General features: G+C 66.6%; 17 protein-coding genes. 11 read left to right on the forward strand and 6 right to left on the reverse strand.

Going from position 1 to position 21,092, the window contains the following annotated elements; all coding sequences use genetic code 11:
- Positions 1 to 112: 112 nt before the first annotated feature.
- Positions 113 to 979 (reverse strand): hypothetical protein, encoded by an 867-nt coding sequence (locus AC1DDG_RS00645; protein WP_230119084.1) that lies wholly within the window; start codon positions 977 to 979, stop codon positions 113 to 115.
- On the opposite strand from AC1DDG_RS00645, the gene AC1DDG_RS00650 reads away from it, so the two are divergent.
- The 8 genes from AC1DDG_RS00650 (at position 969) to hemL (ending at position 8,593) form a co-directional block, all read left to right on the forward strand.
- Positions 969 to 1,136 (forward strand): hypothetical protein, encoded by a 168-nt coding sequence (locus tag AC1DDG_RS00650; RefSeq protein WP_230119085.1) that lies wholly within the window; start codon positions 969 to 971, stop codon positions 1,134 to 1,136. The genes AC1DDG_RS00645 and AC1DDG_RS00650 overlap by 11 nt on opposite strands.
- A gap of 89 nt (positions 1,137 to 1,225) precedes the next feature.
- On the forward strand, positions 1,226 to 1,927 hold the full coding sequence (gene hemQ / locus AC1DDG_RS00655) for a hydrogen peroxide-dependent heme synthase (RefSeq protein WP_230119086.1): 702 nt from the start codon (positions 1,226 to 1,228) through the stop codon (positions 1,925 to 1,927).
- Positions 1,924 to 3,165 carry a ferrochelatase gene (locus AC1DDG_RS00660; RefSeq protein WP_476874581.1) on the forward strand — a complete coding sequence of 414 codons (1,242 nt, stop codon included), beginning with the start codon at positions 1,924 to 1,926 and terminating at the stop codon, positions 3,163 to 3,165. The genes hemQ and AC1DDG_RS00660 overlap by 4 nt, the downstream gene beginning before the upstream one ends.
- Positions 3,162 to 4,160 (forward strand): hydroxymethylbilane synthase, encoded by a 999-nt coding sequence (gene hemC, locus AC1DDG_RS00665; RefSeq protein WP_230119088.1) that lies wholly within the window; start codon positions 3,162 to 3,164, stop codon positions 4,158 to 4,160. The genes AC1DDG_RS00660 and hemC overlap by 4 nt, the downstream gene beginning before the upstream one ends.
- A gap of 21 nt (positions 4,161 to 4,181) precedes the next feature.
- On the forward strand, positions 4,182 to 5,174 hold the full coding sequence (locus tag AC1DDG_RS00670) for a uroporphyrinogen-III synthase (RefSeq protein ID WP_476874582.1): 993 nt from the start codon (positions 4,182 to 4,184) through the stop codon (positions 5,172 to 5,174).
- Between the two features lie 10 nt (positions 5,175 to 5,184).
- Positions 5,185 to 6,168 (forward strand): porphobilinogen synthase, encoded by a 984-nt coding sequence (gene hemB / locus AC1DDG_RS00675; RefSeq protein ID WP_230119090.1) that lies wholly within the window; start codon positions 5,185 to 5,187, stop codon positions 6,166 to 6,168.
- Positions 6,165 to 7,256, forward strand: a complete 1,092-nt coding sequence (locus AC1DDG_RS00680) for an LLM class flavin-dependent oxidoreductase (protein WP_476874583.1) — start codon at positions 6,165 to 6,167, stop codon at positions 7,254 to 7,256. The genes hemB and AC1DDG_RS00680 overlap by 4 nt, the downstream gene beginning before the upstream one ends.
- Before the next feature lie 5 nt (positions 7,257 to 7,261).
- Positions 7,262 to 8,593 carry a glutamate-1-semialdehyde 2,1-aminomutase gene (gene hemL, locus AC1DDG_RS00685; protein WP_230119092.1) on the forward strand — a complete coding sequence of 444 codons (1,332 nt, stop codon included), beginning with the start codon at positions 7,262 to 7,264 and terminating at the stop codon, positions 8,591 to 8,593.
- A 132-nt stretch (positions 8,594 to 8,725) separates the two neighbouring features.
- Here hemL and AC1DDG_RS00690 read toward each other — a convergent pair whose 3' ends face one another.
- The 4 genes from AC1DDG_RS00690 to AC1DDG_RS00705 all read right to left on the reverse strand — a co-directional run bounded on the left by AC1DDG_RS00690 (position 8,726) and on the right by AC1DDG_RS00705 (position 12,167).
- Positions 8,726 to 9,463 (reverse strand): amino acid ABC transporter ATP-binding protein, encoded by a 738-nt coding sequence (locus AC1DDG_RS00690; RefSeq protein WP_230119093.1) that lies wholly within the window; start codon positions 9,461 to 9,463, stop codon positions 8,726 to 8,728.
- A complete protein-coding gene (locus tag AC1DDG_RS00695) occupies positions 9,460 to 10,221 on the reverse strand; it encodes an amino acid ABC transporter permease (RefSeq protein ID WP_230119094.1) in 762 nt (253 codons plus the stop codon). The genes AC1DDG_RS00690 and AC1DDG_RS00695 overlap by 4 nt, the downstream gene beginning before the upstream one ends.
- Before the next feature lie 3 nt (positions 10,222 to 10,224).
- Positions 10,225 to 11,160 carry an ABC transporter substrate-binding protein gene (locus AC1DDG_RS00700; RefSeq protein ID WP_230119095.1) on the reverse strand — a complete coding sequence of 312 codons (936 nt, stop codon included), beginning with the start codon at positions 11,158 to 11,160 and terminating at the stop codon, positions 10,225 to 10,227.
- Between the two features lie 296 nt (positions 11,161 to 11,456).
- Positions 11,457 to 12,167, reverse strand: a complete 711-nt coding sequence (locus tag AC1DDG_RS00705; RefSeq protein WP_230119096.1) for a 3'-5' exonuclease — start codon at positions 12,165 to 12,167, stop codon at positions 11,457 to 11,459.
- A 131-nt stretch (positions 12,168 to 12,298) separates the two neighbouring features.
- Between AC1DDG_RS00705 and AC1DDG_RS00710 the strand changes: the two genes are divergently transcribed.
- Genes AC1DDG_RS00710 through AC1DDG_RS00720 form a run of 3 tightly spaced genes read left to right on the forward strand, consistent with a single transcriptional unit; the run spans position 12,299 to position 19,577 of the window.
- Positions 12,299 to 12,715, forward strand: coding sequence for an MGMT family protein (locus AC1DDG_RS00710; RefSeq protein ID WP_476874584.1), 417 nt, complete (start codon positions 12,299 to 12,301; stop codon positions 12,713 to 12,715).
- Positions 12,712 to 16,080 (forward strand): ATP-dependent helicase, encoded by a 3,369-nt coding sequence (locus AC1DDG_RS00715; RefSeq protein WP_476874585.1) that lies wholly within the window; start codon positions 12,712 to 12,714, stop codon positions 16,078 to 16,080. Before AC1DDG_RS00710 ends, AC1DDG_RS00715 begins: the two co-directional genes overlap by 4 nt.
- Positions 16,077 to 19,577, forward strand: coding sequence for an ATP-dependent helicase (locus AC1DDG_RS00720; RefSeq protein WP_476874586.1), 3,501 nt, complete (start codon positions 16,077 to 16,079; stop codon positions 19,575 to 19,577). The genes AC1DDG_RS00715 and AC1DDG_RS00720 overlap by 4 nt, the downstream gene beginning before the upstream one ends.
- 43 nt (positions 19,578 to 19,620) lie before the next feature.
- On the opposite strand, the gene AC1DDG_RS00725 is transcribed toward AC1DDG_RS00720, so the two are convergent.
- On the reverse strand, positions 19,621 to 20,952 hold the full coding sequence (locus tag AC1DDG_RS00725; protein WP_476874587.1) for a macrolide 2'-phosphotransferase: 1,332 nt from the start codon (positions 20,950 to 20,952) through the stop codon (positions 19,621 to 19,623).
- Positions 20,953 to 21,092 lie beyond the last annotated feature (140 nt).

Consider the following 21,092-nt stretch of genomic DNA (forward strand, 5'->3'; position numbering starts at 1 on the left):
GTGCACGGCGCGGGCCAGGCTGCTGTACGACCGCCCGCGATACCTGCTGGCGGCCCTGACCGCAAGTTTTTCCCGGCGGCGATTTGTGTCTAGGGTCGATGACTATGGTCAATCAGAAGTCCGATAATTTTCGTACGCTGACTGGTTTCCATGGGGGACTTCGGCGCGGCACTGCAGCAGCTGCGCTCGGAGCGGTACTGGTCTTGTCCGCAGGTGTTCCTGCATCCCACGCTGTTAGCCTCGGGTCTCTCACAGACACGGAAGAAGGCGGCACCTCAAGCCCGGCTCCGGCCGGCACGAGGGTCAGCGCCACGGTCAGTGGCGACTTGGTCTCCGGAGACTCGGGCCCTGGTGACTCGGGCTCCGGCGGTACGGGCCTCGAGGCCTGGGCCGCGGCAGCATTGGCGGGGCGATCGGACCCGCCGGCTCCGACACCCGCCCTTTCGCCGTCATTCTCCCCGCCAGTGTCCCCGGTTCCGACGCCCACCGTGCCGCAACGGGCAGTGCCGACGCCGACCGTGCCGACGCTGTCCCCAGTGCCGTCGGTGCCCACATCGCCCGAGCCGTCGCTGTCGCCTTCCACGACGCCGTCGCCGGCTGCGCCGCTCCCTTCGCCGTCCGCTACGGCTTCCGCGCCGTCTTCCTCGCCTTCACAGGCTCCCGCCGGCACGGCTACGCCACCCGGGACATCGGCAAGTGCTCCCACGGAGGCGTCTTCGCCGGCGTCGACTGGCTCCGGGGCCGCCCCCGCAGCCGGAGCCCCGGCGCAGGGCCCCGCGCTGCCGTCATCCGGGGTTGGGCCGCAGGACGCGGCGGCTCCGGCATCCGGATCGTCAACTTCCGCGAAGACGCATTCCCTGGCGGAGGCAATCGGCAGGCCCGCTGCGGCGTTGGGCGCCCACGGGCTCGGCGCTACCGGGACAGCCTCCGGAGTGTGGGGGGCGGCAGAACTGTCCGGCCCGATGAACATGGCGACCATAGACTCCCGCTACACAGCGCATGCGCCGTCCGAAAGCGCAGTTCTTGGCGTTTCGCAGGGCAGCGCTGCCTGGCCGCTGGTCTGGGCAGGAGCCGGGCTCGTGGTCCTGGCCGGTGCCGCCGGCCTCGTCGCTTTGAGAATTCGCAGGCCCCTGTGACAGCAGGATGCTGTGAAATAAGCCACTTCTACACGCCGTAGAAGTGGAGTTTTTCGACTTGGGAGCATGAAAGGGGCAGGATGGTATCCATGAGCCACACTCCTGCCGAATCTGTCACCAAAGCCGAAGAAACAGCCGAGCAGTTCTTCACCCTCTGGACCGTATTCAAGCGCTCCGCAGACGTCCTCCGCACCGCTGATGCTGCCGAAGATTTCGACGCCCTCGTGGCGCGCCTGGCAGAGGGCGGGGTGACCCACCGCGGAAGCTACGATGTCTCCGCCATGCGCGCCGACGCCGACATCATGGTCTGGCTGCACGGGCCCAAACCTGAGGCGCTGCAGCAGGCCATCCGGGACATCCGCCGCAGCAAGCTGTTTGCCGGAACGGAAATAGTGTGGTCCGCCATGGGTGTCCACCGCGAGGCTGAGTTCGCCAAGAACCACACGCCGGCCTACTCCCGCGGCGTGGCACCGGCCGAATGGCTCTGCGTGTACCCCTTCGTCCGGTCCTACGAGTGGTATCTCCTGCCGGAGGATGAGCGCGGCCAGATGTTGCGGGACCACGGACTGTTGGGCCGCGACTTCCCGCAGGTTATTTCCAACACCGTGTCTTCGTTCGCGCTCGGCGACTGGGAGTGGATCCTCGGCCTGGAGGCTCCCGACCTCGTGGACCTCGTGGATCTCATGCGCCACCTGCGCTCTACCGAGGCCCGCAACCACGTCCGCGAGGAAATCCCCTTCTACACCGGCCGCCGGATCACTGCCGGGGAGATTGCCGAGGTCCTGGCATGAGCCCGCTGGGTCCCCAGGAATCCGCCGTTGCCGTGAACGCGGTGACGGAAGCCGGCCGGATGGCGCCCAAGGATTACGACGCCGTTCTCCTCGCCTCGTTCGGCGGCCCGGAAGGCCAGGAAGACGTCATCCCGTTCCTGCGGAATGTCACCCGCGGGCGCGGGATCCCGGATGAGCGGCTGGAAGAGGTGTCGCACCACTACCGTGCCAACGGCGGCGTCAGCCCGATCAACCAGCAGAACCGCGAACTGAAGGCGGCGCTGGAAGCGGAGCTGGCGGCCAGGGGCATCGGGATGCCGGTGCTCTGGGGCAACCGCAACTGGGACCCCTACATCCCGCAGACCCTGCAGGACGCCTACGACGCCGGCCACCGCAAGCTGCTCATGGTCACCACCAGCGCCTACTCCTGTTACTCCAGCTGCCGCCAGTACCGCGAGGACATCGGCATGGCACTGACCGAGACGGGCCTCGATGGCAAGCTCGAAGTGGACAAGGTGCGCCAGTACTTCGACCACCCCGGCTTCGTGGAACCCTTCATCGAAGGCACGGCCGCCGGAATCGCCGACGTCCGGTCCCAGCTGGAAGCAGCCGGAACCTCCGGGGCCCCCATCCATGTTCTCTTCGCCACGCACTCCATCCCCACGCGTGACGCAGATGCTGCCGGACGTTCAGTGGACGAACCCCGCGAGTTTGCCGAGGGCTCCGCCTACGTCGCCCAGCACCTGGCCGGCGGAACCGAGGTCATGCGCCGCGTCGCAGACGAATCCGGCCTTTCCGCACCGTGGTCCCTGGTGTACCAGTCGCGCTCCGGCGCCCCCCATGTGCCCTGGCTCGAACCAGACATCAATGACGCCATTGAGGACCTGGCCAAGCAGGGAGTCAAAGGCATCGTGATCGTTCCGCTCGGGTTCGTCAGCGACCACATGGAAGTGGTGTGGGACCTCGATACGGAAGCCATGGAGACCTGCAGCAACCTCGGGCTCGCCGCAACCCGCGTTCCCACGCCGGGGACCCACCGCCGTTTTGTATCAGGCCTTGTGGACCTCATCTGCGAACGCACCGCGGCGAACAACATCGCGGACCGCCCTGCGGCGACACCGCTCGGGCCCTGGTACGACGTCTGCCGTCCCGGGTGCTGCGCAAATTTCCGCGGCGAAAAGCCAACCATCGCCGGTGCCGATACCACTGTGGGCACCGGCCACGACCCCCATCCTTCAGCGAGGCAGGACGCGCAGTGACTGTACGGATCGGCACCCGGGCCAGCAAACTGGCCCTCACCCAGACACAGCAGACCGCTGACCTGCTGGCCGCCGTCGGGGGTTTCCCCGTGGAGCTTGTCCACGTCAGGACCGAGGGCGACGTCCTTAAGGGTTCGCTGTCACAGATGGGCGGCACCGGTGTCTTCGTGGCCGCACTCCGGGACTCCCTGCTCCGCAACGAGTGCGACGTCGCCGTGCACTCCCTCAAAGACCTGCCCACGGGCCCGGCGGAAGGGCTGACCCTCGCCGCGACTCCGCGCCGCGTGGATGTCCGGGACGTCCTGTGCTCCCGCGACGGATTCAAGCTGGCTGATCTCCCCAAGGGCGCCCGGGTGGGCACCGGCTCGCCCCGCCGGGCCGCCCAGCTCCGTGCGGTCCGCCCTGACCTGGACATCGTGGACATCCGCGGCAACGTGGACACCCGCCTTGGGCGCGTTCCGGGCCTCCCCGGAAACGCCACCGACGCCGTAGTGGACGGAAAATCCTGTGATCTCGATGCCGTGATACTGGCCGCTGCGGGCCTGGAGCGCATCAGCCGGCTGGACACCGTAACCGAATACCTGGAGACGGACATCATGTTGCCGGCCGCGGGGCAGGGTTCCCTTGCCATCGAATGCCGCACAGCCGATGCCCCCCGAAAAGCAGGTTCCACCGAGGGTTCGCAAGGCGTTCTCGCACAGGCACTGGCGGCCCTCGACGACAAAGACACCCGGCTTGCCGTCACCGCGGAGCGTGCGCTGCTGGCCCGGCTCGAGGCAGGCTGCGCCGCCCCCGTGGGCGCCTACGCCTACCGCAAGGGCAGCATGCTCCACCTCGAAGCAGTGGTCTGCGCCGTCGACGGTACGGCTTCAGTGCGCGACAAGCGGGCCACGGACGGACTGACCGAAGTTGGCGCGACGCTTCTCGGCATCGAACTGGCGGAAGTCCTCTTGGCCGCAGGGGCTGCGGACATCGCGGACCTGACAGCGTCCTGACCGGCCGGCGGGGACCACTTTATGGAACGAAGCGGCGAAGGTCCGGCGATCGGCTCTGCCCGGAACCAGGACGCGCAGCGCCCCGAAGAAGAGTTTCCTGAAACGCGAGAGTTCCCTGAAACGCGGCGCCCGCTGGCGGGCGACGGCGTACTGATCACCCGGAGCCCGGAACGCGCCGGCGCCCTTGCAGCACAGCTTCGGCTGGCCGGTGCAGAGCCGCTGCTGTTGCCGCTGACGGACTTCGAACGCGCTGCGGACCAGGCGGCCCTGGACGATGCCTTCGATGGCCTGGGCGCAGGCGACTTTGACTGGCTCGTGGTCAGCAGCGCCACCAGCGTCCTGGCGCTGGAGGACAAGGCGGCCGAAAGAAACGTGGCCTTGCGTCGGTGGATACCGTCGGGAACGCGGGTGGCCGCGGTGGGACCGTCCAGCCGAAGCGCACTGGAGGCCGCCGGGATCGCCGTGCACTTCGTCCCCCAACACGAACAGTCCGCGGCTGGTCTTGCCGGGGAATGGCCCGGGGGGCCGGCCAGGGTGCTGCTGCCGCAGGCCGATATCGCAGCTCCCACGCTTGCCCGCGGACTCAAGGCACAGGGCGCGGATGTGCGGACGGTGGTGGCCTACCACACGGTGGACTACCCGGCGGGGCCGGGCCGCCGTCTTGCCGCGGACCGAACGTCGGCCGGGGGCGGTGCGGACTCCGACGGCGGCTCATTCCTGGTGACTCCGGCGGAAGCAAAAGCCCGCATGGCCGACGGCGGGATTGCCGCCGTCGTCGCGGCTTCGCCGAGTGCCGCCCGCCGCATCCACGCGGCGCTTTCACCCTTGGGAGCCTGCCGCTTCGTTGCCATCGGGAAGACAACCGCGGCGGAAGCTGAGGCCCTGGGCCTGACAGTTGCTGCCACGGCAGGCGAGTCCACCCCTGAAGGGCTTGTGACGGCGGTCATCCGGGCCCTCCATCCCGAAGCCGGCACGACCCCAGACATCCATTCGTCAGCAGCAGGCTCCCAGTGAAGGACAGGACATGAGTTTTCCGAACCACCGCCCCCGGCGGCTCCGCACCACTCCCGCGATGCGCAGGCTCACTGCCGAGAACAGGCTTGCCCCCGCAGAGCTGATCCTCCCCGCGTTCATCCGCGAGGGCCTCGCCGAACCCCGTCCGATCGCGTCCATGCCGGGCGTGGTTCAGCACACCACCGAAACCCTTAGGCGTGCCGCCGCAGAGGCCGTGGAGCTGGGCGTGGGCGGAATCATGCTGTTCGGCATTCCGGAGGTTCGCGACGCCGAAGGAACCGCATCGCTGGATCCGGACGGTGTCCTGAACAAGGCCATCCGCGATGTGCGGGCCGAGGTGGGCGACGACCTGGTGATCATGAGCGACGTCTGCCTGGACGAATTTACCGACCACGGCCACTGCGGCGTCCTGGACAGCGACGGCTACGTGGACAACGACGCCACGCTGGAGATCTATGCCAAGATGGCCGTGGCCCAGGCCGACGCCGGCGCCCACGTGCTGGGCCCCTCCGGAATGATGGACGGCCAGATCGGCGTCATCCGCCAGGCCCTTGAGGACGCCGGACACGTCAACACCGCCGTTGTGGCTTACGCCGCGAAATATGCCTCCGCCTTTTACGGCCCATTCCGGGAGGCCGTCGACTCGCAGCTGAAGGGCGACCGCCGGACCTACCAGATGGATGCCGCCAACCGGCGCGAGGCCATCCAGGAAGTGGAACTGGACCTCGCTGAGGGGGCCGACATGGTGATGGTCAAGCCCGCCATGAGCTACCTCGACATCCTGAGGGACGTCGCGGAAATGAGCCCCGTGCCGGTTGCTGCGTACCAGATCTCGGGGGAGTACGCCATGATCGAGGCGGCAGCGGCGAACGGCTGGATCGACCGGCGGGCCGCCATCACGGAGTCCGTCCTGGGTATCCGGCGCGCCGGCGCCAACATGGTCCTGACCTACTGGGCGAGCGAGCTGGCTGGCTGGCTGAAGGAATCCAGATGAGCGAAACTCCGGTGAGTTCGCCCGCTCCGGCCGGCCCCACTGAACCGGTCGGGCCAACCCGGATCCTCCTGGGGCTCAACACCTTCGGTGATGTAGGGACCGGGCCGGACGGAAGCCCGGTGCCGCATGCCCAGGTCCTGCGGCAACTGCTGGAACAAGCGGAGCTGGCAGACGCCGTCGGACTTCACGCCTTTGGCGTGGGGGAGCACCACCGCAAAGACTTTGCAGTATCCGCCCCGGAGGTCTTCCTCGCCGCAGCGGCCGCACGGACCCAACAGATCAGGCTCGGTTCGGCTGTCACCGTGCTCAGCTCCGACGATCCCATCCGGGTTTTCCAGCGGTTCTCCACCGTTGACGCGCTTTCCAACGGACGGGCAGAAGTGATGCTGGGACGGGGCTCGTTCATCGAATCCTTCCCGCTCTTCGGGCTCGACCTCGCGGACTACGAGGTCCTCTTCGAGGAAAAACTCGAGCTGTTCCACAAAGTCCGCGCGCAGGAACCCGTCCACTGGGAAGGGCGCACCCGGCCGGCCCTGAGCGGGCTGAGCGTATATCCGCATCTGGAGCACCACCTCCTGCCTGCCTGGATCGGGGTGGGCGGCACCCCCGAATCCGTGCTCCGCTGCGCCGAATACGGATACCCCATCATTTTCGCGATCATCGGCGGCGAGCCGCGCTCCTTTGCGCCGCTGGCCAATCTTTACCGGGAGGCCATGGCGAAGTACGGCCATCCCCTGCAGCAGGTTGCCACGCATTCGCCCGGGCACGTTGCGCCCACAGACGGGGAAGCGCGGGAGGAGTTTTTCCCGCACTGGCTCGAACTTCGGAACCGGATCGGCTCGGAGCGTGGCTGGGGCCCCGGCAGCCGCGCCGAGTTCGACGCGATGTGCACACCCGAGGGCGCCCTCTACGTTGGCTCGCCCGAGACCGTGGCACAAAAGATCGTCCGGCTCAAGCACAACCTTGGGGCGGACCGCTTCGATCTCAAATACAGCAGCGGATCGCTGCCTCATGCCGCCATGATGCGCTCCATCGAGCTGCTCGGAACGGTTGTGGCACCCCGCGTCAACGAACTCCTGAAAGAATAGGACGCATGACTTCCAGCATGCCTCGCAACGAGGAACTCTTCGACCGCGCCCGCCAGCTGATGCCGGGCGGAGTCAATTCCCCGGTCCGGGCCTTCGGCTCCGTGGGCGGCACTCCGCGGTTCATGGTCTCGGCCAAGGGTCCGTACCTGACGGACGCCGACGGCAACGAATACGTTGACCTGGTCTGCTCCTGGGGTCCGGCACTGCTGGGCCACGCCCACCCGGCCGTCCTCGAAGCGGTCCACGCAGCCGTGGACCGCGGGCTGTCCTTTGGCGCGTCCACCCCGGACGAGGCCAACCTGGCGGCGATCGTCAAGGAACGCGTTTCCGCCGTGGAGCGGCTCCGCATGGTGTCCACCGGCACGGAGGCCACCATGACCGCCGTCCGGCTTGCCCGGGGTTTCACCGGCCGAAACCTCGTGATCAAGTTCGCCGGCTGCTACCACGGCCACCTCGACGGCCTGCTGGCCTCGGCCGGTTCGGGCGTTGCCACCCTGGCCCTTCCCGGGTCGGCAGGGGTCACCGCAGCCACGGCTGCCGAAACCCTGGTGCTCCCGTACAACGACCTCGGAGCGGTCGAGGCCGCGTTCGCCGAGCACGGCCCCAACATCGCCGCCGTCATCACCGAAGCCGCGCCCGCCAACATGGGAGTCGTCACCCCCGGTGACGGCTTCAATGCGGGGCTGTCGCGCATCACGGCCGCCCACGGCGCTCTGCTGATCGTCGATGAGGTCCTCACCGGGTTCCGCACGGGCTACTCCGGCTACTGGGGCCTGACCGGCGGGGCCGCAGAGTCCACCGAAAAGTGGACCCCGGACCTGCTGACCTTCGGAAAGGTGATCGGCGGCGGCATGCCGACGGCGGCACTCGGCGGACGCGCCGACGTCATGGACTACCTCGCCCCGCTCGGCCCGGTCTACCAGGCCGGCACACTGTCCGGCAATCCGGTGGCCATGGCCGCCGGCGTTGCCACCCTCACGCACGCCACCCGTGAGGTCTACTCGTTCATCGACGCCCGCTCGCTGGAGCTCTCCTCGGCCCTCTCATCCGCCTTGGACGCGGCCGGCGTGGACCACTCCATCCAGCGCGCTGGGAACCTGTTCTCGGTGGCGTTCGGCACCTCGCAGCACGGCGTCCACAACTACAGCGACGCCCAGAAGCAGGATGTGTTCCGCTACGCGCCCTTCTTCCACTCCATGCTGGACTCGGGCGTGTACCTCCCGCCATCGGTATTTGAGGCCTGGTTCCTCTCGGCAGCGCACGACGACGCCGCCATGAACCGAATTTTCGAAGCCCTGCCTGCCGCCGCGAAGGCGGCCGCCGCCGCCAAGGCCTGACCCGCCGTCGTCCTCCCGGGCGCGGGTTATCACCGCCCGTGCCGGAAACGGAAAATCCCCGGTCCGAGGACCGGGGATTTTCTGCATCCTTGCCCTCAGGGCATGAACGATAATGCGACCTTGGCTACGACCTTAGAGAACGTCGGACAGGAAGCCCTGCAGCCGCTCGGTGCGGGGACCGGTGAAGATCTGTTCCGGCGGGCCGGATTCCACCACAACGCCGCCGTCCATGAAGGTGACGGTGTCCGAGACGTTCCGCGAGAAGCCCATTTCGTGGGTCACCACCACCATGGTCATCCCGCCCTTGGCCAGATCGGCCATCAGGGCCAGGACGCCCTTGACGAGCTCGGGGTCCAGGGCCGACGTCGCTTCATCGAAGAACATCACCTCCGGCTTCATGGCCAGCGCGCGTGCGATCGCCACGCGCTGCTGCTGGCCTCCCGAGAGGTTGGCCGGTCGCGAGTCCGCTTTGTGCTTGAGCCCCACGAGGTCCAGCTGTTCCAGGGCCTCGGCGCGCGCCTGGTCCTTGGGCAGCTTCCGCAGCTTTCGCAGCGCGAGAGCCACGTTCTCCACGACGGTCTTGTGCGGAAAGAGGTTGAACTGCTGGAAGACCATGCCGATGCGCTGGCGGAGCTCGTCCGGGTTGTCTTTCAGCACGGAGCGCCCGTCCAGCAGGATGTCACCCTGGTCCGGTTCGATCAGCCGGTTCATGACCCGCAGGAGGGTGGACTTTCCGGAACCGGACGGGCCGATGACCGACGCAGTCGTTCCAGTTTCCACGTGCAGGTCGATGCCCCGAAGCACATGGTTGCTGCCGAAGGAGAGGTGCAGGTTCTTGCCAGTCAGTGAACCGGACGCGAATTCGCTCATGGCTGCGCTCCCTTCCCAATCAGTGCTGCGGCGTCGTCCGGCTGTTTCTTTTCCGGCCGTCCGGTGCGCAGACGGTTGTCGATGTAGTTGACCAGGTGCGTCAGCGGGATGGTCAACAGGAGGTAAAGCAAAGCCGCGGCTACCAGCGGGGACAGGTTCCCAGAGTTTGCCGTGGCGTCGTTGCCGATGCGGAAGATTTCCCGCTGCGACGCAAGCAGGCCCAGGAAGTAAATCAGGGACGAGTCCTTGATCAGCGCGATGAACTGGTTGACCAGCGCCGGCAGGACGCGGCGGATGCCCTGCGGCACCACCACGAGCCGCATGGACGATCCGTAGCTGAACCCCAGTGCCCGGGACGCCTCCAGCTGGCCTTTCTCCACGCTCTGGATTCCGGACCGGAAGATCTCCCCGATGTACGCCGCTGCCATCAGGGACAGAGCCATGATGCCCAGCGGGTAGGGATTGCTGCTGCCGGTGATGTCTTTCACCACCGGGCCGAGCCCGATACTGATGATCAGGATGGTGACGACAGCCGGCAGGCCCCGGAAAATGTCCGTGTAAACCCGTGAAATCCAGCGCAGCACGGCATTGCGGGCGATGGCCATAATGGCCAGGAGCATGCCGAGAACGCAGCCGATGATGCCGGACAAAACGGCCAGGATCAGCGTGTTGGGAAGGCCAACCGTCAACAGGGAGGGGATGACCTGGGCCATCGCCTCCCAGTTGAAAAAGGTGTCAAGAAACTGGGCGAAATCCATAGGCTAGGAGGCCGGGAGTGCGGAAGCCTTGCTGCCCGGCTTCCAGTTCTTGGGGGTTTCACGGTCCGGGTACCACTGCTTGGCCAGCTTGGACCAGGTACCATCGGCGACCACAGCGTCGAGGGCCGAGTTGAGCGCGTCGGTCAGCGCCTGGTTCTTGCTGTTCACCGCGTAGGCCGTGAAGTTCTGGGTGTTGATGGTCTTCTCGACGATGGCGGTGCCGTCGCCGCTCTTGACCTGGCCGTCAGCCTGCTGGGAAGGGGCTACCCAAGCATCCACCTGGCCGTTCTTCACGTTGGCGTAGGCGGTGTTGTAATCGGGGAAACGGACCGGCTCGATCTTGAGCGTGTTGGTGACGTAATCGTCCTGCACGGTGCCCTGGACGACGGCGACGCGCTGGTCGCTGCTGACGTCCTTGAAGCCCTTGATCTTGGAGTCGGTCTTGGCAACGACTGCCATGTAGCCGAAGTCGTAGCCGTTGGTGAACCCAACGGATTCGCGGCGCTTGTCCGTGGTGGAGATCGAGGAGGATCCGACGTCGAACTTCTTGTTCTGAACCTGGGCCAGCAGGGCGGAGAAATCGGTGGCCGCGAACTCCACCTTCAGTCCGAGCTTGGCGGCCATCGCCTTGAGCAGTTCGTTGTCGAATCCGGTGAAGTTGCCGGACTTGTCGATGAAGATGTTCGGCGGGGCATCCGAAAGCGTGCCGACGCTGAGTGTTCCTTCGCTGAGAAGGCCGAGCTTGGACTTGTCGATCTTGTCCAAGGCGGTGACGTCCTTGGTGGTGTACTTGTCCAGCGAGGTCTGATCGCTGCCTGCAAGGGCATCGGTCGGCGACCCGCTGGGCGCAGCGGCGCCGCCGCCGCATGCGGCCAGGGAGACGGCCACGGCAATTGCCACGGGAACGCTGGTCAGCCACTTCATAGCTTTGATTTTCATCAAGCAATCACTTTCATAGAGATTTCACGAGGATTTGGGGGCGGTCCAGTCGCGCAGTCAGCGCGAAGACGACTGCCATAGCAGAGCCGGACCGCAAAACTTAATCATCTCACCACCCGCTGAATAGGGGCTTAGCCGAATTAATCGCGAGGAAATATCTCTATGGCTGAATCTAATTCAGATGCGCGGTGCGGCGTAAGTGCTTCCTTTGCAAATGAAGCCCGTTTGCGGAATCTGGACCAGTTCCTTTTGTGTCGGCGGCGGCATTCCTCTGCGTGTGAGTTGCGTCGCAGACCTCAGAAGTCGCCCCGGCTGGCGTCTTCAGGGGGCAGGACAGGCCAGTCTCCCTCGATCACCGCGGCCGGCTTGGTCTTGCGGAGATATTGCTGGAAATCCGCCGCCTGGCTGACGGCCCAATCCATCTGGAGCTGGTGCAGCTGGCTGGCGGGCAGCTTCAGCTTGGGGAACTTGCCGGCCATCGCATCCAGCATGCGGAGAGTCGCCAAGGCATCCGCGGCAGAGGTATGGGCGTTTTCGAGGTCCACGCCGTACTCGTCGCACAGTGCCGTCAGCGTCCTCTTGCCTTTGCGGTAACGGTCCACCTGCTTATTCATGATGTATGGGTCGAGGACCGGAAACCTGCTTAGCTGCGGGACGCCGTACCGGGCCGATTCGGCGGCAAGGACCGTGAAGTCGTAGCTGGCGTTGAAAGCGATCACCGGCACTCCGGCGTCGAAGAGCTCCTGAAGTACCGCTGCGAGTTCCCGGGTGACTTCCGCTGCCGGCCGGCCATTGCTGCGTGCGTGCTCGGTGGTGATCCCGTGGATGTCACTCGCTTCCGTGGGAATCTCGACGCCGGGGTCCGCCAGCCACTCATGTTCCTGGATCACGCCTCCGGAGGCGTCCACCACGGTCACGGAGGCCGTCACGATTCGTGCGGCGCGGGAATTACGGCCGGTGGTTTCGAGGTCGAAGGCGGCCCGGGGGAGGGTGTTCCAAGTGCTCATGGCTACACGCTACCGGCTGGCACCGACAGTTTCGGACCGTGTCGCGGGCTCCGCCGGAACTGGCGTCGGGCTGCTGCGCGGGTCACTTGCGGGGTTCGGCCGGGAGGCAGAGCGGCCGATAGTCTGAAGCCATGCGGACGGAGTATGTGGAGGCGGTGCTGGCGGTCGTCGGGCTCATCCCCGCCGGCTCGGCCGTTGCCTACGGGGACGTTGCTGAATTGCTCGGATCCGGCGGCCCGCGCCAGATCGGCGCTGTCATGAGCCACCACGGAAACGCCGTGCCATGGTGGCGGGTCCTCAAGGCCAGCGGGCAGGCGCCGGAGGGCCTCGAGTCCCAAGCCCTCCAGTTCTATCTCCGCGAGGGAACCCCGTTGCGCGGCGACTTCCTCCGGTTCGCAAGGACAGGGGACGGCCGCTGGCGCGTGGACCTGGCTGCGGCACGGTGGGCGCCTTCGGATTCAGAGTTCGACGCCCTGGACGTGATCGCCGAGGGCCTGGAGGCGTCGCTGCATAAATTGTCAGTCGCGGATGATGGAATGTCTGAGTGACCGTAACCATCCAGCAAACCGCACCCTTCCCCGAGCCGGGGGCGCGTTGGGAAACCCCCGCGACCGCCCCGCAGCTGGCCGGGACCGGTCTCCGGCTCCTGCCGCCGCGCCAGATCCACAGTGCCGTTCCGGTCCTATCCGAGGACCAGCTGGCCGCGGTCGAGGTGGCGCCAGGCTCCGGTCCCGTGCTGGTCCCTGGCGGGCCCGGCACGGGAAAATCGACCGTTCTCATAGAAGCGGCGGTCCGCAGGGTAGAGATGAACGGAACGGATCCGGAGCGGGTGCTAATTCTGGCGCCTGGCAGGCTGGCCGCGGACACCCTGCGTGACCGCTTCACGGCTCGGCTGAACCGCAGCCTAAGTACCACTCCCGCCCGAACCTGGGCGTCCTATGCATTCGATCTCATCAGGCGCGCCAAGGCGGAAGGTATCCTGCCGTTGCCCCGTGCCCCGCGGCTGCTGTCCGGTCCGGAACAGGACCTGATCATCAAGGAACTGCTGGAAGGCCACGCCCTGCCCGGCCTGGGACTGCCGTGGCCCGCCGATCTTGATGCTGCGCTGCCCACCAGAGGCTTCCGGCAGGAAGTGCGGCAGCTCTTCGACCGGATCATTGAATCCGGGCGAACCCCCGAGGACCTTGAGAATCTGGGGCGCGAGTGCGGCCGGCCGGACTGGATCGCGGCCGCTGCACTGTACGCCGAATACCGGGATGTCCTGGACCTCCGCATGCCCGAGGCTTTTGACCCTGCCGGGATCATCACGGCGGCCCGGCAGCTGTTCCAGGATTTTCCCGATTTTCTGGCCGCGGAGCGGGAACGCCTCCAGCTGATCCTTGTTGACGATGTTCAGGAAGCCAACCCGGCGGTCTTTGAGCTGTTGGCAGATATTGCCAGCGGCAAGGACGTCTACGTCACGTCCTCCCCGGACACCGTTGTCCAGGGGTTCAGGGGGGCGCGGCCTGACCTTGTTGCGGAGCTTCCGCGCCTCCTGGCAGGCGCTGACGAAGGGAGGCAGGCATTGGAGAAGCCGCTCCGCCACGCGCACCGGCACAAGCCCGCCGTGGCGAGGGCGTGGCTGGGCGTCGCGGACCGGATCTCCCTTCGGGCAGGTGGGCAGCTCGCCCGGCGCCTTGATGAACTCGACGGCGACAGCGGCACCGGTGTGGAGGCGGCCGCCCGGGACGGCGAGGATTTCGATGGAACGGTGGAGGCACATCTGCTGCCGTCGGCGGTCCATGAGCTGCGGTACGTGGCGCAAAGGATCCTTGAAGCCCAGATAAACGACGGCCGCGACTTGGCGGAGATGGCCGTGATTGTCCGCAACGGCGGCCAGCTCAGTCAGCTCCAGCGCTATCTGTCCGGTCAGGGCATTCCCGTACGGATTCCCGTGGCGGAGTCCGCCGTCCGCGACGAAGTCGCTGTGCGTCCGTTGCTTGACGCTTATGCCGTGGCCCTTGATTCTGACCTCCTGACTCCGGAGTCCGCCGTGTCGCTGCTGACCTCACGAATCGGGGGCGCAACGTCGCTTGAGCTGCGCAGGCTCCGCCAGTCCTTGCGCCGGGAGGAAATCCTGGGCGGCGGCGGACGCTCCAGCGACTCGCTGCTCGTTGAGGCCCTAGGGGAGCCCGGGGCGCTCGCGTCACTGGGGATCGAGGGGCGGTCAGCACGTCGCGTCGCGAAGATGATCCAGGCGGGCCGGAGGGCCGCTGCCGAGGCCGGGGCGAACGCCGAGACTGTTCTGTGGGCGCTGTGGAACTCCACTGGTCTTGCGGCAGCCTGGACGGCAGCGGCTCTGTCCGGCGGACTCGTCGGGGCGCGGGCTGACCGTGACTTGGACGCGATGATGGCGCTGTTCCACACCGCCGAACGCTATGTCGATCAGATGCCGGGTTCGGGCCCGGAGCAGTTCCTTGAGTACCTGCTCAACCAGGAATTGCCCATGGACACGCTGGCGGCGCGGGCGCAGGTTGACGACGCCGTGGAGCTGATGACCCCTGCCAGCGCTGCAGGCCGGGAGTGGCCACTGGTCATCGTGGCAGGACTTCAGGAAGGCGTGTGGCCGAACACCCGGCTCCGCGGCGAACTGCTGGGCAGCACGCTGTTCGCCGACGCCGTGGAACACGGCGTGGAACACGCGCTCCAGCTCGGCCCGCTGAGCCGGCTCCGGGAGATCCGGTACGACGAACTCCGCAGTTTCTCGACGGCGGTATCGCGGGCCAGGGAAGTACTGATCTGTACCGCCGTGGCGTCGGAAGATGAACAGCCCTCCTCATTTCTGGATTACGTCGCTCCGCTGCGCCCCGGCCAGGACTCGAGGGGGTTCACTCCTGTGGAACGGCCTTTGACGCTCCGTGCCCTTGTGGCCGAATTGCGCCAGTACGCACAGCTCGACGGCAGGTTCGCTGCCGAATCTGAGGAAGCAGTCCGTGTCCTGGGCCGCCTCGCGACCGCGGATCCTCCCGTTCCCGGGGCACACCCCGACACCTGGTGGGGGCTGGCGCCCCTGACATCCGACGATCGTATTGTGCCGCCCGGGGGCACGGTGTACGTTTCGCCCTCCAAGGTTGAGACTGTTCAGAAATCGCCGCTGGACTGGTTTATCCAGGCGGCGGGCGGAGAGGCTGCCACCGATTTCGCCCGGAGCCTGGGCACCTTGGTGCATTCGATCGCCCAGGATCTTCCTGAGGGCTCCGGCTCCGAATATCTCGCAGAGCTCGTCCGGCGCTGGCCCGCCCTGGGGATGAAAGACAACTGGGAAGGGCGGCTGGACTTTCAGCGGGCGGAATCCATGGTGCGGAAACTTGCGCAGTACATCCTGGTGATGCGCAGCGAAGGCAGACAGCTCGTCGGCGTGGAACAGGACTTCGAGGTGCAGCTGAGCCAGGCCGGAGCCGAACCCCAGACAGATGCCGGCGCCGACCGGACTGCCCGTTCCGCCGTCCTGCGCGGCCAGGTGGATCGGCTGGAAATCGACTGCCATGGCCGGCTCGTGATCGTTGACCTCAAGACGGGCAAAAGGCAGCCCGGCAAAGCCGAGCTCGGCCGGCATCCCCAGCTTGGCGCCTATCAGGCGGCGGTGCTGGCGGGGGGATTCGAGGGCCCAGGCATTACCGCCGATGCCCAGCCGGGCGGTGCCGTACTCGCCCAGCTGGGCACCACGTCCAAGAGTCCCGGTGTCCAGCACCAGGATCCGCTGGATCCGCAGGACAACTGGGCACTGGACATGGTGAAGGGCGCTGCCGAGGTCATGTCCGGCCGTGAATTCGAAGCCAGACACGATCCTTCCAAGGGCAGCTTTGGCGGTCATGGCTGTCGGCTTCCGGAAGTCTGTCCGCTGTGCGCACGGGGAAAGCAGGTCACAGAATGAGTCACACCGCAGACCTCCCCGCAGCCATGTTCAGCCCCGAAGAACTGTCCGCCCTGCTGGGGGAGAAGAACCTGCCCACAGCAGAACAATCGGCCATTATCTCGTCGCCGCTGACCCCCAGACTGGTCATTGCCGGTGCCGGCTCCGGAAAGACCGCCACCATGGCTGACCGAGTCGTCTGGCTGGTCGCCAATGGCTGGGTCAAACCAGAAGAAGTCCTCGGCGTCACGTTCACCAGGAAAGCGGCCGGTGAACTGGCAAGCCGTATCCGGGCAAAGCTTGGCGCCCTGCATCGGATCGCGGCAGCGGATGCCGGGCACACGCTGTTCCCTGCCGGGCTCCTGAGCGCCGATGCCCTGGAGCCCAAGGTGTCCACCTATCACTCGTTCGCCAGCGGCATCGTCTCGGACTACGGCCTCCGTCTCGGCATCGAGCGCGATGTCGTGCTGCTGGGCGGGGCCCAGGCCTGGCAGTTGGCAAGCGAGGTCGTCGAGACGTTCGACGGCGAATACTCCCATTTCCGAGTGGCCAAGTCCACGCTGGTCCAGGCCGTAATCCAGCTCGCCGGCGAGTGTGCAGAGCACCTCCGTGATCCGGGCGAGGTTCAGGCCTGGCTCATGGAGCGGCTCGCCGCGTTCGAGGGCCTTCCCTACGTGGCAGAGGCGAAGAAGAACCCGAGCCAGGCGGCCCTCGATCTCGGCGCGATGCTGCGGACAAGGGCCAGTGTGGCCGATCTTGTAGGTCGCTACTCCGAGGCCAAAAGAGCACGCGGCGCCTTGGATTTCGGCGATCTCGTTGCTTTGGCGGCGAGGGTGTCCCGGGAGATCCCCCTCGCGGCCGATATGGAACGCCAGCGATACAAAGTGGTGCTGTTGGACGAATTCCAAGACACTTCGCACGCGCAATTGGTCCTCTTTTCCAGGCTGTTCGGAGACGGGCACGCCGTCACCGCCGTGGGAGACCCCAACCAGTCCATCTACGGCTTCCGCGGCGCTTCAGCGGGTCAGCTGTTCCACTTCGTCAGCGAGTTCCCCGTCAAGGTGGCTGAGGAGTCAGGCTCGCCCCGGTTTAGCCCAGCCCCAACCTCCTACCTGACCACCGCGTGGCGGAACGGCCGGAACATTCTCGAGGCGGCCAACGTCATCTCCGCGCCATTGAGCGCTGCAGCAGCGGCGGCGGGACCTGCGGGTCAGCGGAAGTCGGCGGCCGCTGTTGAAGTGCCGCCGCTGCAGCCCAGCCCGGTGGCGGTCAAGGGCCGTGTAGTCATGGGACGGTTTGCCACGGATGAAGAGGAGGCGGCGGCGATTGCCCGGGACCTCCTGAAGTTTCGGGTGACCGATTTCGAGGATCAGTCCGCTAGCGCACCAGTTCCGCCCGCTATGGCAGTGCTGTGCCGCCGGCGTGCCCAAATGGAGTGCATCAGGCGGGAACTCGAAGCCAACGGTATCCCGTATGAAATCGTGGGACTCGGCGGACTGCTGGACACTCCGGAGATCGTGGACCTCGTCTCCACGCTCCGTGTCCTTGCTGATCCTGGCCGGTCGGATTCCCTGATGCGGCTGCTGGCCGGCGCGCGATGGCGAATCGGTCCTGCGGACCTTATGGCGTTCCGTGACTGGTCGTCCTTCCTCGCGCGTCGGCGCGGGCAGAGTGCGGCCGATGCTGCCATTGCCGAGGAGGGCCCCTCCGGCGATGTTGTCGTCGAGGGGGACCTCACAGACGCCGCCAGCCTGGTGGAAGCCTTGGACTGGCTGCCCAAGGAGGGTTGGACTTCGGCGCAGGGGCGAACGCTGACGGTGCCGGCACTGGACCGTCTGCACAGGCTGGCCACGGAGCTGCGGCAGCTGCGCGGACTCATAGGGGACGACCTCACGACCCTCCTGGGCGAGGTGGAACGGGCCATGCTGCTGGATATTGAGGTCGCAGCCCGGCCCGGGTTCAGCATCCATCAGGCCCGGAGGAACCTGGACGCCTTTCAGGACGCGGCGGCGGGTTTTCTTCAGACGTCGCAACGTGTGGATGTCCTCGCCTTCCTCTCCTGGCTTGAAGCCGCGGCGGTTGAGGAGGGCGGCCTTGATGTGCCGCCGTCCGACGTTAACCATGAAGCGGTCCAGCTCTTGACGGTGCACGCTTCAAAGGGACTCGAATGGGATGTGGTCTTTGTCCCGGGGCTGAACTCCGGGGCGTTCCCGAGCAGCCGCGATTCACGGTGGAGCAGCGGCTCGGCGGCACTTCCCTGGCCCCTCCGCGGCGACCGGGCAGACCTGCCCCAGTGGGATCTGGACCAGCCTGACCAGAAAGGATGGCTGGACGCCGAGAAGGACTTCAAGGCTGCCGTCCAAACACACGGGGAAGCAGAAGAACGGCGGCTCGCTTACGTTGCGTATACGCGGGCCAAGCACGTGCTGTGGGTTTCCAGCGCCGCCTGGGTCGGTGCCCGGGCGGGAATGGCTGAGATGTCACCATTCCTCGCGGAGCTGGCGCCGCTGGCCGGAGTCGGCGGGAAATCCGGCTCCGTTCCGGCAGGAGTCTCGGCGGGCGAAGTCCACCCTGATTCGGTGGACGAGGAATCCCTGCCAGACAAAAGTCCCCTCACCCAGGACCTTGAGGTGGCCGTATGGCCGTACGACCCCCTGGAGGGGCCTGTCGATCCGCGCACCGGGAGGCGGCTCCGGCTTGTCCCGGGAAGGCGGGCGGCAATGGACCACGCCGCTGAACGGCTGCTACAGGAAATAGCCGCCACCCGTCTCAGAACACTGCAAGGCGCGGAGCCCGAATTGGAGCCGCCGCGCGGGCACGTGTCCGCGCTCCGGCCTCAAGCTGCGAACTGGTCCAGGGAAGCTTCCCGGCTCCTTGAGCGCCGGTCCCGCCGGGCGCGCAGCCGCGACGTCCACCTGCCCGGACACATTTCCGCTTCCACCCTCGTTGACCTGGAGGAAGACGCCGGAGCGGTGCTGCAACGGCTCCGGAGACCCATCCCCCGGGAACCCGGGATGTCCGCCCGGAAGGGCACGGCATTTCATGCTTGGGTGGAAGAATACTTCGGAACGGCCGGCATGCTGGACATCGATGAAGCCCCCGGATCCGATAACCACATTGACGAGGCCTATGGCCTGGAGGACATGGTGGCTACGTTCAGGGAATCCGAATGGGCGCACCGCTCGCCCGCCCACGTCGAGGTGCCGGTCGAAACCCGGGTGGGCGACGTTGTGGTCCGCGGCCGGATCGATGCCGTGTTCCGGGACGCCGACGGCGGCTGGGACCTCGTTGACTGGAAGACCGGACGCCGCCCGTCAGCGGGGCAGCTGAAGACGAAGAGCGTCCAGCTCGCGGTCTATCGGCTGGCCTGGGCAAGACTGAAGGGCGTCCCAGTCGACGAGGTGCGGGCTGCCTTCTATTACGTGGCGGACAACCAGGTTGTGCGCCCCCATGACCTCGCCTCTGCCGGTGAGCTCGAGTCAATTGTCACAGCGGCCCTGGCGGTTCCAGAGCCCTAGGCAGCTGAGGGATCCCGGAAGCCGGCCGCGCTGGGCTGCTTGCTCAGGGGGCCTTGGCCTCGACGATGGTGAGGGCCGTAGTGGACGTGTCATCAGCGGTGAGTGGTGGCCGTGGCCCCGACGGGCCGTCCTGAGTGTCTGCGCTGTCCTGGTCGCCCAGCCCGTCCTGCGGGACTGGGCTGGGCCGGGTGTCCGGGGCGTCCGTGCTCGCGGGGCCGTCCTCAGCAGGGATAGGCGTGACATGCACGGCATCAGCAGGGATAGGCGTGACATGCACGGCGGGCATCTGCTCGGAGACGTCGGTGGCCGCCGGCGCCGGAATCAGTTCAGGCGAAACCGGTCCTGGCCCCGCCGCATGGTTCGGCGGGCCCGCTGTCGGCCCGTCTGAGTCCGCCGGTGAAGTTGCCGGCGCGGGCGGTGTTGCCGGCTGCGGCAGGGGCTCCACACTGATGGGCTGCCCGCCGTACTCGGCGATATCGTCGGCCAGAGTGCTGAGCATGCTTTCCGCTTCGGAGATCATCACGGGGTCGTTGGCGGCGATCCCCTTGACGAGATACTGGGCCAGCGCGAATTCCGCGGACAGCGCGGCCCGGCGCAGCAGGTGGTTGTCCGGAGCGTCACGTCGGTGTTCGGAGTAGTGGCGCACCACAGCATCGACAAAATCCTGCTCGTTGGAGGCCACCAGCCATGCCAGGTCGTCTGCAGGATCGCCGATCCGCAGATCGGTCCAGCCGGTGACGGCCGTCACCCTGTCCTCTTCGACCAGCAGATTATCTTCGTGAAGGTCGCCGTGGACCACGCAGGGATTGAAGCGCCAGAGCGAGACGTCCTCCATGGCGTGTTCCCAGCGGCGGAGCAGCAATGGCGGGATCTTGCCCGTGGTGGCCGCCATGTCGAGTTCGTTGAGCCGGCGCTGCCTGAATTCGTTGGGTGTATAGCTGGGCAGATCCGCGTTGTTCACCAAGGCGCGGGGAAGGTCGTGGATGGCGGCCAGAGCCGTGCCGATCTCCTTCGCCAGCCTCCGGGAGCCGGCGGTCAGTTCTTCAACAGTGCGAGTCGAGCCACTTAGGTGGGAATAGACAAAGGTGGTCAGATTCTGCTGCCGGACGGTTCCGGCCACCGTTGGCATAAGGAACGGGAGCTCCGCCCGGATGGCCGGCGCGAAGGCGCGCAGCACCAGGAACTCCGTCTCCAGCCGTGTGCTGGCCTCTGCATGCCGCGGCGATCTGACCCGCCAGCGCTTGCCCTCGGAATCAAGGAGAAGGGCCGAGTCGAAGTCCGCCGGATCGTCCGGGGCGGAACTCACTGCAGTCGGGCTCAGTCCGGGGACTGCAGCGGTTGCCACAGCTGCCAATTCGATCGGTTCTCTTCTCACGCTTCCACGGTAGATTGACTCGCGTCCAAGACAACGATGTGTCGCGGCGAGTCTTGAGATCCAGCCGAAATAACACCGTTGCGCCGCCCGCGGAGAAGCGGCGGCAACCCGGTGAAATGTGAATTGTCACCCCGAGTCAG

The organism is Arthrobacter sp. 10L430, assembly GCF_056395245.1.